This is a genomic window from Actinoallomurus vinaceus, from assembly GCF_039542055.1.
In the GTDB taxonomy this organism is placed as follows: Bacteria; Actinomycetota; Actinomycetes; order Streptosporangiales; family Streptosporangiaceae; genus Actinoallomurus; species Actinoallomurus vinaceus.
Genome location: NZ_BAABHK010000002.1, coordinates 1,052,539 through 1,067,105, shown reverse-complemented (window position 1 = coordinate 1,067,105; position 14,567 = coordinate 1,052,539). Strand labels below are relative to the sequence as shown.

Genomic DNA, 14,567 nt, shown 5'->3' with positions numbered 1-14,567 from the left:
GCATTTTTTCGCTCAAGATCCCCCGTGTGCAGGAGAAACTGTGGCGATCTCGGTGATGGAGGCGGCTGTCGTCGCCTGTGTGGTGGCCGTCGGAACCGTCGTCCCGGAAGGCGTCGCGCTCGCGGCCACCACGGCGGCCGTCGCCCGGCCGGCGGCCGGGGATCCTCGGGACGACGGGACGCATTCCGCCGTCCGCACCGGACCGATCTTCAACTCCCCGCAGGGCGGTTCCGCGAAGCGGGACGCGATCGCCGACCGGGTCGGCGGCCTGATCAACGGGACGCCTTCCGGTCAGACGATCACCGTGGCGATGTACCACTTCGCCAGCCTCGACACCGCCGCGCAGCTGGTGGCCGCGAGCCGCCGAGGTGTGCACGTCAACGTCGTGCTCGACCACGAGTCCACGGCGTACGCCGCGTACCGCAGGCTTCGGCGCGGGCTGGGCCACGACACCCGCAAGCGGTCGTGGGTCGTCGTGTGCGCCCGTGACCGGGGCTGCATCGGGCCGAGTTTCAACCACAACAAGTTCTTCCTGTTCTCCACGACGCTGGGCACGAAAGACGTGGTGGTGCAGACCTCCGCCAATGCCACCGACGGCGCCCGCGACACGCAGTGGAACGACGCGCTGATCATCGAGGACGCCGGGGTCCGCGCCGGCTACCTGCGTTACTTCAACGACCTCGCGGCCCGGCACCCGAACAGCGACTACCACCGCTCGGTCCAGTCGGGGCCGTACCGGATCGACTTCTTCCCCTGGGCGAAGGGCGACCCGATCAGCGACGCCCTCGACAAGGTGTCGTGCGCGGGAGGCACGCGTATCCGGCTGAGTCTGGGTCACTTCACGTGGCCGCCGATCGCCAAGCGGCTGTGGAAGCTCGACGGCGAAGGCTGCCGCGTGCAGGTGGTCTTCGACATGGTCGGCCGGCGGGCGGCGCGCCGCCTGACGAAACCGGGGGGCCGGAACGGCAACCCGGAGATCCGTTACCTCTCGGAGAGCGACGGCCGCATCTACGCGCACTCGAAGTACCTGCTGATCGACGGCGGCTACCAGGGCAAACGACAGAAGGTCGTCTTCACCGGCAGCAACAACTACACGGAGGTCGGCTTCCACGGGCACGACGAAGCGATGATCACGATCGCGGACGATGCCATGGAAGGCCGTTACGCCGCCAACTTCGACACGCTGTTCGGCCACGCTCACCAGGTGAAGGCCACCGACATGGCCGCGATTCCGCAGGCGGTCTTCGAGCAGGACGACAGCAGCCCGACCAACAAGAGCGAGTGAGCCGGCCCCCCGTTCAGGCGGATGGCGGCCCGGCGGGGGAGGGGACGGACGTCACCTCGGCGGGCTCCTCGTCCGCGGCGGCCGGGGCCGGCCCGCCGACGGCGAGGCCGAGGAGGGCCGCGACCACGCACACCACGGCCGTCGCCCAGAAGACGTCGGCGTACTCGGTGTGCAGGGCGGCCTTCACGGCGGCCAGGTAGGCGGCCAGGCGGCGGGCGAACTCCGTGGCCGACACACCGATCGGCAACGGCGTGACGAGGTGCGCGGTCAGCGCGTGGAAGCGGTAGAAGCCCCACGCGCTCAGGCCCGCGACGCCGAGCAGCATGCCCATCATCCGGGCGACCACCACGGCGGCCGACGCGACGCCGTGCCGTACGGCGGGGACGGACCGGAGCGCGACCGACGACAGCGGCGCGATCACCAGGCCCAGCCCCAGGCCGGCGACGGCCAGGTCCACGCCTACCCGTGAGACGGCGAACAGCCCCAGGTCGTAGTGGACGGCTTCGGCCCGCACCGGCCAGGCGGCGATGCGAGCGTAACCGCCGGCGGCCACGAGCATCCCCCCGGCGACGATCCAGCGTTCGGCGACCCGCCGGGCCAGGAGCCCTCCGGCCAGCGCGGCCACCGCCAGGGGGACGAGGAAGCGGGCGAGGAGGACGGCGCCGCCGGTGGAGTTCCGGCCCAAGAGCGTCTGCGCGATCAGCTGCACGTCGACCAGCGTGATCATCAGGGCCGCCCCGGAGAGCAGGCTCACCCCCAGGACGGCGAACAGGCCGCCGCGCCGCGCACCGCGCAGGTCGAGCAGCCGGGTCCGCGCACGCGCCTCCCAGACCGCGAACACGGCGATCACCACGCCGCCGGCGGCGACGCACGGGACGCCCCAGGAGGGCAGGGCGGACCGCTGCGGATCCGGGTTGTACAGCCCGGCGACCAGCAGGCCCAGCCCGGCGGCGAGCAGCAGCCCGCCGACGACGTCGACGCGCGTCGCGGTGGACGGGCGCCCGCGCGGAACGGCCCACCACACCGCCACCATCGCCAGCAGCGTGATCGGGATGTTGATCCAGAAGATGCCGCGCCAGCCGATCAAAGCGGCCACGCCCGCCCCGTATAGCGGACCGAGCACGCTGCCCAGCTCCTGCAGCGCGCCGACGCCGCCGAGGACCGCCGGTCGGCGGCGCTCGTCCCACAGGTCGCCCGCCAGCGCCATCGTGATCGGCAGCAGGGCCCCTCCGGCGAGCCCCTGCAGGCCGCGCCCGGCGATCAGCACGGACAGCGAGCCGGCGAGCGCCGTCACGGCCGACCCCGCCGCGAACCCCGCCAGGCAGGCCTGCACCATGATCCGGCGGCCGAACCGGTCCGACAGCATCCCCAGCAACGGCATGCCCGCGACGTAGCCGAGCAGGAACGCCGTGATGACCAGGCTGGCGTGCTCGATGTGGTTCACCGGCACGCCCAGATCGCCGACCATCGTCACCAGGACGGTGACCACGACGTACGCGTCGATGGCGGCGAGCAGGACGACGACGCCGCCGACGCCGAGGGCGAGCCGCCGGGAACCGCCCGAATCGGTGGAGGTCACTGGGCCGGTGCGGTGATCGAGAACGGCTTGTTGAAGTCCGTGAAGGTGACCGTCGCCGTGCCGGGCTTACCGCCGTTCTTGGCCGGTACCTTCACGTCGGCCTTCAGCACGTGGTGCTCGGCCTTGGAGATCCACAGCTCCGACGGCGTGTCGGCGGAGATGCCCGGGACCAGCCGGGACAGCGGCGCCTGGGCGAGCGTCGCGTCGACCCGGTAGCAGTCCTGTCCGGCGACCTTCTCCCGGCCCTTCGTGCTCGGGTTCTTCGCGGTCGAGAGCAGCTGCACGAGCCCGCGGTCCGGGTCGAGCACGGCCGAGGGATCGTAGATCCCCGCCACCCGGGACAGCGGCTGCTGCTGCCATCCTCCGGTCAGGCCCCGCAGGTGGACCGTCTTGCCGAGGACCACGAAGTCCAGCTGGATCGGCAGGCCCAGCTGGATCGTCTTGACCGAGCCCTGGGAGTTGCCGTTGCGCAGCAGCTTCGCGTCCGCGCTGTCGACCTTGAGCTGCGGAGCATTGGAGGTACGCAAGGAGAACGCGAGGCTGGTCACGGCCCGCGTCGCGGTGGCCGCCTGCTGGGTCAGCGTCCCGCCGGGCGGGTTCTTCCCGGAGTCGCCTCCGCTGCAGCCGGTGGCCAGGACGGACGCGAGCGCGACGAGGCAGGCGACCTTCGCCCGGAGAGATGACATAAAGGAAACATAGCGCCGCGTCAATCAAGGTCGGCTGCATTTCGACCGTGTTGGACCACCGGGAGAGCGGAGCCGACGCTCCCCGGCGAACTGTGGGGCGCGCCCGGCGAGGTCCGCTCCGCCGTGGAGGGCAGCCTCTTCAGTACCGTCATCACCACTGGCCACGAGCGCCGTACGCCGATGACCTGGCCGCCGTACGACGCGGGGCCTGGCAGCGGGTCTCGGCGGGCGCCGGCGCCCACGGCCGGCCCGAGTATGACTTCAGAGATCCTGCGTCAGTGGCAACTCTTGAACGTGAAGAATGCACGTCCAGTGTCCACGGCAAGGATCGCCTGCCCGTAGAGGTGTGAGCCGACGACGAGGGCCGCACCCGTGAACTTCGTGGTCTTCGTGTGCCACAGGAGCCGCCCACCGGAATACTGATAGAACTGCACATCCCCGTTCTTCGCGACGCGGACGAACGCGGACCGGCCGGTGAGGTGCCCCTTGGCCTGCCATGACCAGCAGATCTTCTTCTTGTAGTACAGGTTGATGTCGTAGTGCGTTCCGACGCAGAACTTGGCCGGTCTCGACGTGCCGGAGCCATCGACGATGCAGTGTCCCGCCGTGAGCTTTTTCCCATTGGGCAGGCGGTTGCTCGCCGCGCTGGCCGAGCCGGCGCCGATCAAGGTGACCGAGGCTGTGATCGTGCAGATGGCCGTGGCGCGAGCGGTCTGCGAACCGATTCCGGGAATACGTGCCATGGTGCAGCCTCCTCGGGGGATGAATCGGACCTCGCCGATGCCGCTAAAGCGGCACTCGCCGGTGCCCTGATCGCTATACTTTCTTTCTCTCGATACCTCCTTTCGGGATCCGAATCTGGGCGGATCTTAACTGAATTGCCGGGCGAGTCGAAAGGGACTCAGGGTCCATTCTTTGGTCGTAGAGATAGGTCCTGGGACTCTAGAATGAATCCAATGCCAACATGTAAGCTTCTAATTTTTTTGTGTTTCGGGCTGTCATGCCGGAGACGGTGGAGCTCGCGTGGTGGCCGGGCGGCCGAACCCGGCTTCGTAACGCCCCGCGCATGCGGCGTTCGACGGCGATCTGGGACCGAGTCGGGCGAATCGCCCGCCATTCGGGCGGTTCGTCCTTACACTCCCGACCGTGGAGAACCACGCCGAGGTGCTGGTCGTCGACGACGATCCCATGGTGGCCGAAGTGGTCACCGCGTACCTGACCCGCGCGGGCCTCCGGGTCCGCCGCGCGGCCGACGGGCCGTCGGCGGTCGCGTCGGCCGAGGCGCACCTCCCGGACCTGGTCGTGCTCGACCTGATGCTGCCCGGCCTCGACGGTTTCGAGGTCTACCGCCGGATCCGCGAACTCGGGCCGGTCCCGGTCATCATGCTGACCGCGCGGGGTACCGAGGGCGACCGGGTGCGCGGGCTCGAACTCGGGGCGGACGACTACGTGACCAAGCCGTTCAGCCCACGCGAACTCGTCCTACGCGCGCGGTCGGTGCTCCGCCGCGCGTATCCCGCCCCGCCGGAGGAGCAGGAGACGCCCCCCGTCCCCGAGGTCCGGACCATCGGCGACCTCACGCTCGACGCCGCGGGCCGCCGCGCCGTCAAGGCCGGAGAGACGCTGACGCTGACGAGCCGGGAGTTCGACCTGCTCGGCTTCTTCGCCGACCACCCCGGGCAGGTCTTCACCCGGACCGAACTGCTGCAGCACGTCTGGGGCTGGGAGTTCGGCGACGAGTCGACCGTCACGGTCCACGTACGGCGGCTCCGCGAGAAGATCGAGGCCGACCCGCACCACCCCCGCCTCATCGCCACGGTCTGGGGCGTCGGCTACCGTTTCGACCTTCCCAACGCGGCCGCCGCGCCCCCGCACGCCGCTGACGTGTCAGCTGCCGCCAGACCGTCGGGTGCCGCCGCGCCCCCGCACGCCGCCGGTCCGCCGGGTGCCGTCGGGCCGCGGGACGCCGTTGCCCCGCCGGGCACCGCCGCGCCTGACCCGTCGGGCACCGCTGCACCCGACCCGTCGGGCACCGCCGCGCCGCCGGCCGGTCGGTCCGGTGATGAGGGCGACCCATGAGCGACGACCTGCGCGTCATCCTGATCGGCGGTGGTTCCGCCGCCGCGGTCGGGCTCGTGGGGATGGCGGTCATGCGGGCGGTACGCGGCAGGTCCCTGCGGCTCGCGCTGTTCGTCCTGGTGGTCGCCAGCGTGCTGGCGATGATCACGGGCACGGTGGTCGCGGCCGAGGAGATGTTCATCTCCCCGGAGGACTTCGGCGTCGTGCTGACCGTCTGCGCCGCCTCCGGGGTCGTGACCTCGGCCATGGCCCTGCTGCTGGCGCGCGCCATGGTCGCCGACAGCCGTACGCTGCGCCGCGCCGTGCGGGCCCTTGGGCATGGTGCCGCACCGGGGGCCGACGGGAGCCTGTCGACGGCGGAGATGGGGGAGCTGAGCAGGGAGCTCAGTCTCACCAGCCAGCGGCTCGCCCAGGCCCGGGAACGCGAGCGCAGCCTCGAACGGTCCCGCCGGGAGCTCGTCGCCTGGGTCTCGCACGACCTGCGGACGCCGCTGGCGGGACTGCGGGCGATGGTGGAGGCACTGGAGGACGGCGTGGCCCCGGAGCCGGCCCGCTACCACACGCAGATGCGCCTCGCCGTCGACCGCCTGTCCGGCATGGTCGACGACCTGTTCATGCTGTCGCGCATCCACGCCGGGGCGCTGGCCCTCTCCCTGGAGTGGGTCACCCTCGCCGACCTGGTCGATCAGGCGGTGGCCGGGACCAACCCGCTGGCCCGCGCGCAGGGCGTCCTGCTCGGCGCCGAGATCAGCGAACCGGTCATCGTGCGGGCCGATGTCCGCGAGCTCAACCGGGCCCTGACCAACCTGGTGGTCAACGCGATCCGGCACACGCCGTCCCCCGGATCGGTGCTCGTCGAGGCGGGCCGGCTCGACCACCATGCGGTGCTGGCGGTGTCCGACGCGTGCGGCGGAATCCCGCCGGACGACCTGGGCCGGGTCTTCGACGTCGCGTGGCGCGGGACGGCGGCGCGTACGCCCGAGCCGGACTCCGGGGCGGGCCTGGGGCTGGCGATCGTCCGCGGCATCGTCGAGGCGCACGCGGGCGCGGTGAAGGTCCGCAACACCGATCACGGCTGCCGTTTCGAGGTCCGGCTGCCCCTCTCCGCCGCGCCGTACGGCGTGTGACGGACGCCTGCCTCCGGCATCACCAAGGACGCTTTCCGGTTCGGCGGCGCGGAATTCACGACCGCCCACGTCCGGCCGCGTCGCGGGGCCTCTCCGGCTCGGCCGCGAATTATTACGAGATTCGAACACGGCGCTCGATGGGCCCTGCGGGACTCGGCCGCTCCCTACATTCCTCAGCGGCACTACCGGTGCGTGAGCGCGGATTCTCACGGGGGGCGACCACGCACCGAGGTCCAACCCAGGCGGCCCTCGCCGGGCCGCGTACGACGGACGAAGGAGCGACCCCGTGAAGACATCGACGAAGGTCACCGGCCTGACCCTGGCCGGGCTCACCACCGCCGGCGCGGCGATCGCCGTCATCGGGACCGGCTCATCCACCACGGTGGCCCGCAACGTCAGCCAGAGCCGTCACCTCACCGGCGCGAACTCCGGCGAGGCCGCGAGCCGGTCCTCCGATACGAGCCGGCATCGGCAAAGACCCACGACCGTGACGCTGGCCTCCCGCTACGCCGTCACCAACGTGCGGGCGGGACACTCCGTCGCGGTCCTGCGGAAGATCGGTCATCGGTGGCGCGTCGTGGGCGCTCTGCGCTCGACCGACCGGTCGGTCCGGGGCGCCACCGTCGCCGTCCGCCGCCCGACCACGCTGATCGCGGTCGTGGGGCGTAACGCCCTCTCCCTCGTCGTCCCGCCGCGCGCCGTCGTGGTCGTCGCCGACAACGGCCGGATCGGCGTGGTCGGATGGCGCTTCCTCAAGAAGGTCAAGGTGACGACGCCGACACCGACGGCCGCCCCGACGACCGCGACCCCGACACCGGCTCCGTCCGGTTCGCAGTCTCCCGTCGTCGGCGGCCTGCGGAACCGGGTCTCCACGAAATGGTGACGCGCCGCCCAGCGTGACCTGAGCGAGGTCACCGCAGACTTCCGCGGAACACGCCGCGCGCCCCCACCGTCTCCCGAGAGGACACCGAATGTCGTTCATGGAAAGGTCGAACTGGAAGGACCCGAACCACCCGCGGCGGTTCCGATTGTTCATCCCGCTCGCGGTGGCACTGGTCCTCGCCGCCGGCACGGCCGTGGCCCTCACCACGAAGATGGGGCTCACCGCTTTCGGCGGCTCACCCGGGTGCCCGAGCGCGAGCGGCACCGTCGCCGCGAGCGCCGCCCCGAGCGGGCGGCCGCCTCGCACCGGCCCCGGCCGCCGCCGGCTCCGGCAGAAGGGCGCCGAAGAGGTGAAGGTCGGGGCCACCCCCGCAGCCTCGCCGACCGCCTCCCCGTCCGGCGGTGCGCCCACGGGGACCACGCCCTCCGGCGGCGCGCCGAGCGCCGACCCGGGAACCGGCGCGCCCTCCCCGGCCGCCCGGGCCGCCACCCCCCTCGCGGCGAACGCCTCCACGATGGCCTCCGATCCCGCCGGCACGGCCACGCCGGACGCGCAGCCGTCGGCGGGGACCGCACAGCCGGGCACCGCCGCGCCTGACGCCGGGACGATGCCGAGCGCGAGCGGCTCGGCGGGAACGGCCATGCCGGATCCGACCGCGAGCGGGGCTCCGGGCAGCGCGGCCCCGGCCCACCGTACGAAGGCCAGCCCGACCCCGAGCTCCTGCCCGACGCCGACCGGCACGGCCGGGGGCGGCGCGCCGGCGGCCGATCCCAACGCGAACTGCACGCTCGTCGTCCCCGCGAATCCGCTCAGCGCGCGCGGCCTGGCCACGCCCTACCGGCTGACCGCCACGAACGCGGCGATGGGCCCCTGCAACGAGGCGAACGTCAACCAGTCGGCGTTCGTCCAGGCGACGGTCATCGATCCGGCGACCGGCAAGCTGTCGGTCTACAGCCCGCTCGTGATCGACCAGGGGACGCAGCCGGCCGCCGCGCCGGTGACGCCGACCCTCCCGGCCGGCGCGGTCGTCGGCATCTGGTTCGGGTACAACGGCGACCAGCTGACCCTGCGCGGCGCCGGCGGCAGCCTGCAACAGGGCAGGTGCGTGAACGGCCTGAACGGCTCGGTCTTCGGGCAGTTCGCCTACTGCAACGCCCCGGCGTTCTTCCGGGCGGCCAACGCCGCGATCAAGGGCGGGATGCTGACCGTGCCGGCGCTCGGAACGGCGAAGGACGGCATGCCGTGCATGTCGACGCGCGACTTCGCGCTCGTCGACCAGGACCAGAGCGACAACGTCCAGACGACGTACCTGACGACCGGGAACGGGCGGATCGCGCAGAACACCGCGGCGAACAAGGGCCGCCTGGCCGGCGCCCAGACGCTCTCGAATCCGAGCGACAACGCGCTGCTCGACGTCTTCGTCGACCCGGCCCTCGGCTGCACGCCGTGGACGGCGACCGACCTCGCCAACCCGGGGGCGGTGGTGACGTCCCTGGCCATGGACGAGCTCCAGGCCGCCGCGCACCAGGCCGCGCCGAGCGCGCTGGTCCCGCTGAACAACCCGATGACCATGGTGAACAACCAGATGAGCGCGGCGAAGACGAACCTGTACCGGGTCGGGGTCGACCAGGCCGCCGAGCCCGCGGGACAGACGCCGGCGGCGTACTGCCGGATGATGTCCACCGTCCAGTCGGCCCGGCTGCAGAAGGACATGCAAATGCTGGCGGCCCAGGCCAGCCCGATGCCCGACGCGGCGAACAGCCTCTTCACCTTCCTGGGGATGCGGCTCCAGCAGTCGTTCGGGAACCTCAACTGCCAGAACTTCGGCCTGACCAACCCGGTCGCGAAGCTCACGATGAACGGCGACGTCGTCACCGCGGTCACCTTCGCCAACCAGGGCGGCAACGGCGGCAACCAGGGAGGCAACGGCGGTAACGGCGGCAACCAAGGTGGTAACGGCGGTAACCAGGGCGGGAAGGGGAGACCGCGTCACCACGGGCCGTCACCGCAGAACTGACCGTCCGTTCGGGCGCTGAGCCCTGCGGCGAACCGTCGCCTGCCGTCCCGGCCGGGGCACGCCCCGGCCGGGACGGCCGCGTCCTCACCGGGAAAATAAGGTGGCCGGAGAGAGGCGAAAGGGGTACGCGATGGCAGCCGTTCCCAGTGATCCCGAGTCGGTGTTCACCTATGGCGCTCCGCAACTGAAATTCGGCCCCGGCGCGTCCGGCGAGATCGGCTTCGACCTGGCCCAGTACGGCGTACGGCGGGCGCTGATCGTCACCGACCCGGGCGTCGCGGCGACCGGCGCGCCGGAGCGGATCGCCGATCGAATGAAGAAGTACGGGATCGACGCCGAGGTGTTCGACGGGGTCCACGTCGAACCCACCGACGCGAGCCTCCGCCACGCCGTCGACCGGGCGCGCGAGTCCGGCCCCTGGGACGCGTACGTCGCCGTCGGCGGCGGGTCGAGCATCGACACCGCCAAGGCGATCAACCTCCTCACCACGAACGACGGCGAGCTGACCGACTACCTCAACCCTCCGATCGGCGCGGGGAGGGCGCCCGCGAGGCCGCTGCTGCCCCTGGTCGCCGTGCCCACGACGACCGGCACCGGCGCCGAGAGCACGACCGTCTGCGTCCTCGACGTCCTCGACCTGAAGGTCAAGACCGGTATCAGCCATCCGCGGCTCCGGCCCACTCTCGCCGTCGTGGACCCCGACCTGACGGTCACCCAGCCCGCGGGGGTGACGGCGTCCGCGGGCATGGACATCGTCTGCCACGCGCTGGAGAGCTACACCGCCAGGCCGTACACCTCCTATGAGCGCAAGGCGCCGGAGCAGCGGGTCCCCTACTGCGGTGCCAACCCGGTCGCCGACATGTGGTCCGAACGCGCGCTGGCCCTGATCGCCGGTTCGTTCCGCGCCGCCGTACGGGACGGGAGTGACGCCCGCGCCCGCGCCGACATGGCGCTCGCCGCCACCTTCGCCGGGCTCGGCTTCGGCAACGCCGGCGTGCACATTCCGCACGCCGGCGCGTACCCGATCGCCGGCCGGGTCAGGGACTTCCGCCCGGACGGCTACCCGGGGGAGGAGCCGCTCGTCCCGCACGGCATGGCGGTGGCGCTCACCGCGCCGGAGGCGTTCCGGTTCACCTTCGAGGCCTGCCCGGAGCGGCACACGCGGGCGGCCGCGCTGCTCGACCCGGCACTGGACCGCCCCGACGACCCGGCCGAACACCTGCCGACGGCGTTGCTGCGCCTGATGCGGGACATCGGCATGCCCGACGGGGTCGGCGGTGTCGGCTACACCGACGCCGACGTACCCGACCTGGTCGACGGGGCGATGAAACAGCGGCGGCTGCTGGAGATGGCGCCGCGGCCGGTGACCGGCGAGGACCTGGCCGGTGTCTTCCACCGGTCGATGACCCTGTGGTGAGGCTCGCGCGACCCTGCCCGGCCCGCTCTTGGCCGGGCGGTGACCGTCCCATGCGCTTTCGCCGGTAGGGCCGGCCGCCATCCGCCACTAGGGTCGGGGTGAGGACGGTCGTATGTCCCTCCACTCCCGCGCGGTCACGATTCGAGATTCGGGGGGATCCGTGAACGCGATGGATCGTGCCCAGCCCGTTGTGCTGTCGCTCTTCCGGATCATCGTTGCCTTCCTGTTCGTCGGCCACGGCCTGGCGTCGCTGTTCGGCGTGCTGGGCGGGGTGTCCGGCCGCGGCGATGCGCTGCCGGTCGGGACCTGGCCCTATTGGTGGGCGGCCCTGATCGAGCTGGTCGGAGGAGTCCTCGTCCTGGTCGGCCTCGGCACCCGCGTGGCGGCGCTGGTCTGCTCGGGGACGATGGCCTTCGCCTACTTCTCGGTGCACCAGCCACGCGCGCTCTTCCCGATCCAGAACGAAGGAGAGCTCGCCGTGCTGTTCTGCTGGGCCTTCCTCCTGGTGGCGATCTTCGGTCCCGGGCCCTGGTCGCTGGACCGGCTGGTCGTCCCGGCCGCACGCCGCCGCGTCTCCGGATGACCCTCCTCACCCGCCGAGCGGGTGCCCGGTGGTGGCGTCGACGTGGTCCGGTAGGGGGTCGTGACGGTCGCCGACCGAGAGCGTCGACGTCGGCTCGAACATGAGGATGGCCGCTCCCGCCGGTGCGGACGGCCTGTGCTCCACTCCGCGCGGGACGACGAAGACGGCGCCGGCGGGCAGGGTCACGACGCGCTCGCCGGATCCGCTGTCCGCTCCGTCGCGCAGGGCGATCGTCAGCTCGCCGTCCAGGACCAGGAAGAACTCGTCGGTGGTGTCGTGGGCGTGCCAGACGTGGTCACCCGCGACCTTGGCGATCCGGACGTCATAGTCGTTGACCTGGGAGACGATGCGCGGGCTCCACAGGGCGTCGAACCCGGCGAGCGCGGCCCGCAGGTCGATCGGTTCGTTCGTCATGGCGATCAGACTGGCCGGTGACGGCCGCAGGGCGCGAGTGATAGGAATCGCGCATGCCGCAAGAATCCTCGCACGACGGTGCCGGCCGGGGGCTCAGGGTCTCCCCGGGCCGCGCGCAGCGGCCCCGGCCGCACCGGGTCGTGATGATCGTTGACGCGGGCTCCAACCCGTTCGAGATGGGCATCGCCACGGAGATCTTCGGCCTGCGCCGTCCGGAGCTGGACGTCCCGTGGTACGACTTCACGCTCTGTGCGGCGGAGCCCGCCGTCCGGATGCACGCGGGGATGTTCACCCTGTCCGGCGTGGCCGGGCTGGAGGCCGCCGACCAGGCGGACACGATCATCGTCCCGAACCGGCCCGACCCGTACGTCGCCCCCGCCCCGCCGGCGCTGGCGGCGATCCGGCGGGCCGCCGCGCGGGGCGCCCGGCTGGTGAGCTTCTGCACCGGGACGTTCGCGCTGGCCGCCGCCGGTGTCCTCGACGGCCGCCGGGCCACGACGCACTGGCGCTGGGCCGAGCTGTTCGCCGCCCGCCACCCCGCCGTACGGCTCGTCCCGGACGTCCTCTTCGTGGACGACGGCGACGTTCTCACCGCGGCGGGCAGTGCCGCGGCCCTGGATCTGGGCCTGTACCTGGTCCGCCGCGACCACGGGGCGGAGATCGCCAACGCGGTGAGCCGCCGCCTGGTGTTCGCCGCGCACCGTGAGGGCGGTCAGCGGCAGTTCATCGAACAGCCCGTCCCTTACGTTCCGGACGCGTCGCTCGCGCCGGTGCTCGCGTGGGCGCGGGAGCACCTGGACCGGCCGCTCACCGTCACGGACCTCGCGACCCGCGCGGCGGTCAGCCCCGCGACCCTGCACCGGCGTTTCCAGCGCGAGCTCGGCACCACGCCGCTGGCCTGGCTCACCGCCGAGCGGGTCACGCTGGCCTGCCGGCTGCTCGAGCGCGGCGAGACGAGGCTGGAGGCCATCGCCCGCGCCACCGGCCTCGGAACCGGCGCGAACCTGCGGATCCAGCTGCGCCGGCGGACCGGCCTCACCCCGTCGGCGTACCGCCGCCGGTTCGGCCCTGCCGAGGGACCGACCCCCGATCGCCCGGGGCCGGGATGACCTGGCCCGCCCCCAGCTTGCCGATGACGCGGGTAACAGCGAGATGTCCATCAGCGCGCTCGCCGGCGAGCCGGCCACGTTGCTGTCGTCGGCGAGCCGGTCGTGCGGCCGGCTCGAGGCGGCGGAGCTGATCTCGCGGGACACGGACCCGGATGATCGCCGGGAGGTGTGCGCGCGACGTCACCAGGTGAGCGGCAGGTGGTACACCCCGTAGATGACCATGTCGTCGCGCAGCGGGACCTCTTCGGGCGGTACGGCCAGGCGCAGCGCCGGGAAGCGGCGGAAGAGCGCCGGGTAGGCGACCTTCATCTCCGCGCGGGCCAGCTGCTGGCCCAGGCACTGGTGGAAGCCGTGCCCGAAGGCGACGTGCTGCGACGGCGGCCGGGTGATGTCCAGGCGGTCGGGGTCGGGGTAGTGCTCGGGGTCGCGGTTCGCGGCCGAGAGCGAGGCCACGACCGTCTCGCCGGCGCGAACGCGCTGTCCGGCGATCTCGAGGTCCTCCCGGGCGACGCGGACGAGGCCGTACTGGACGATACTGAGGTACCGCAGCAGCTCCTCGACCGCGCCGTCGATCAGTTCCGGACTCTCCCGCAGCGCCCGCAGCTGGTCCGGCCGCGTCAGCAGGGTGAAGGTCCCGAGGGCCAGCATGTTGGCGGTCGTCTCGTGGCCGGCGACGAGCAGCAGCAGCCCGACACCGGTCAGCTCGTCGACGGTGAGCGAGCTCTCCGGGTCGTGGATGAGGCTGCTGATCAGCGCGTCGTCCGGCTCGTCCCGTTTGCGCTCGACGAGGCCGCGGATGTAGGCCCACAGCTCGTCGCGGGCCGTGAAGACGTCCTTCTCGTCCGCGCCGATGCGCAGCAGCGTGCCGGTCCAGCCCTGGAAGGCGGCACGGTCCTCGTACGGGACGCCGAGCAGTTCGCAGATGACGAGGGAGGGGATCGGCAGTGCGAACGCCGGGACCAGGTCGCACGGTGGCCCGGTCCGCTCCATCGCGTCGAGGTGCTCGGTGACGATCCGCTCGATCCGCGGGGTCAGCTCGCGCATCCGCCGGGTCGTGAACCAGCGGGTCAGGATCCGGCGGTAGCGGGTGTGCTCCGGGGCGTCCATGCCGATGAAGGACCCGGCGCGGAAGACGGGCTCCCCGGGCCGGACGGGGAACGACCGGACCGGCGACGAGGCGCGCAGCCGGTTCGAGCTGAACCGCTGATCCGACAGGAGCGCCCGGACGTCCTCATGCCGGGTGAGCAGCCAGCCGACCTTCCCGTCCGGGAAGGCCAGTCTGCTGACGGGATCCTCCTCCCGTAGCAGCCGGTACTCGTTGGGCGGGTCGAACGGGCGTTCGCGGCGGGTCGGCAGCGACGGCGGCGATGTCACGGACATGCGGGCAC

12 protein-coding genes and 1 pseudogene are annotated in these 14,567 nt (G+C 72.2%); 8 read left to right on the top strand and 5 right to left on the bottom strand.

Going from position 1 to position 14,567, the window contains the following annotated elements; genetic code table 11:
• The first annotated feature begins 40 nt into the window (after positions 1-40).
• A complete protein-coding gene (locus tag ABEA24_RS10720; RefSeq protein ID WP_345430537.1) occupies positions 41-1,285 on the top strand; it encodes a phospholipase D-like domain-containing protein in 1,245 nt (414 codons plus the stop codon).
• 13 nt (positions 1,286-1,298) lie between these two features.
• On the opposite strand, the gene ABEA24_RS10715 is transcribed toward ABEA24_RS10720, so the two are convergent.
• The 3 genes from ABEA24_RS10715 to ABEA24_RS10705 form a co-directional block, all read right to left on the bottom strand.
• Positions 1,299-2,864, bottom strand: coding sequence for an MFS transporter (locus ABEA24_RS10715; protein WP_345430536.1), 1,566 nt, complete (start codon positions 2,862-2,864; stop codon positions 1,299-1,301).
• Positions 2,861-3,550, bottom strand: coding sequence for an LppX_LprAFG lipoprotein (locus tag ABEA24_RS10710; RefSeq protein WP_345430535.1), 690 nt, complete (start codon positions 3,548-3,550; stop codon positions 2,861-2,863). The genes ABEA24_RS10715 and ABEA24_RS10710 overlap by 4 nt, the downstream gene beginning before the upstream one ends.
• A 275-nt stretch (positions 3,551-3,825) precedes the next feature.
• Entirely contained in the window at positions 3,826-4,293 is a 468-nt protein-coding gene (locus ABEA24_RS10705) for a hypothetical protein (protein WP_345430534.1), read from the bottom strand.
• A 403-nt stretch (positions 4,294-4,696) separates the two neighbouring features.
• Here ABEA24_RS10705 and ABEA24_RS10700 point away from each other — a divergent pair.
• The 6 genes and pseudogenes from ABEA24_RS10700 to ABEA24_RS10675 form a co-directional block, all read left to right on the top strand.
• A pseudogene (locus tag ABEA24_RS10700) lies at positions 4,697-5,389 on the top strand (response regulator); the annotation flags it as partial.
• Between the two features lie 236 nt (positions 5,390-5,625).
• A complete protein-coding gene (locus ABEA24_RS10695) occupies positions 5,626-6,756 on the top strand; it encodes a sensor histidine kinase (protein WP_345430532.1) in 1,131 nt (376 codons plus the stop codon).
• A gap of 286 nt (positions 6,757-7,042) precedes the next feature.
• The gene (locus tag ABEA24_RS10690; protein ID WP_345430531.1) at positions 7,043-7,639 is read left to right on the top strand and encodes a hypothetical protein; all 597 of its coding nucleotides are present in this window, start codon (positions 7,043-7,045) and stop codon (positions 7,637-7,639) included.
• An 88-nt stretch (positions 7,640-7,727) separates the two neighbouring features.
• Positions 7,728-9,656: a hypothetical protein gene (locus ABEA24_RS10685; RefSeq protein WP_345430530.1), complete on the top strand. Its 1,929-nt coding sequence runs from the start codon at positions 7,728-7,730 to the stop codon at positions 9,654-9,656.
• A 130-nt stretch (positions 9,657-9,786) separates the two neighbouring features.
• Positions 9,787-11,073: a hydroxyacid-oxoacid transhydrogenase gene (locus ABEA24_RS10680; protein WP_345430529.1), complete on the top strand. Its 1,287-nt coding sequence runs from the start codon at positions 9,787-9,789 to the stop codon at positions 11,071-11,073.
• A 169-nt stretch (positions 11,074-11,242) separates the two neighbouring features.
• The gene (locus ABEA24_RS10675) at positions 11,243-11,656 is read left to right on the top strand and encodes a DoxX family protein (protein ID WP_345430528.1); all 414 of its coding nucleotides are present in this window, start codon (positions 11,243-11,245) and stop codon (positions 11,654-11,656) included.
• 6 nt (positions 11,657-11,662) lie between these two features.
• Here ABEA24_RS10675 and ABEA24_RS10670 read toward each other — a convergent pair whose 3' ends face one another.
• Complete coding sequence (locus ABEA24_RS10670; protein ID WP_345430527.1) at positions 11,663-12,070, bottom strand: cupin domain-containing protein; 408 nt, start codon at positions 12,068-12,070, stop codon at positions 11,663-11,665.
• Between the two features lie 143 nt (positions 12,071-12,213).
• Between ABEA24_RS10670 and ABEA24_RS10665 the strand changes: the two genes are divergently transcribed.
• Complete coding sequence (locus tag ABEA24_RS10665) at positions 12,214-13,179, top strand: helix-turn-helix domain-containing protein (protein ID WP_345430639.1); 966 nt, start codon at positions 12,214-12,216, stop codon at positions 13,177-13,179.
• A gap of 180 nt (positions 13,180-13,359) precedes the next feature.
• Here ABEA24_RS10665 and ABEA24_RS10660 read toward each other — a convergent pair whose 3' ends face one another.
• Complete coding sequence (locus ABEA24_RS10660; protein WP_345430526.1) at positions 13,360-14,559, bottom strand: cytochrome P450; 1,200 nt, start codon at positions 14,557-14,559, stop codon at positions 13,360-13,362.
• Positions 14,560-14,567: the final 8 nt, after the last annotated feature.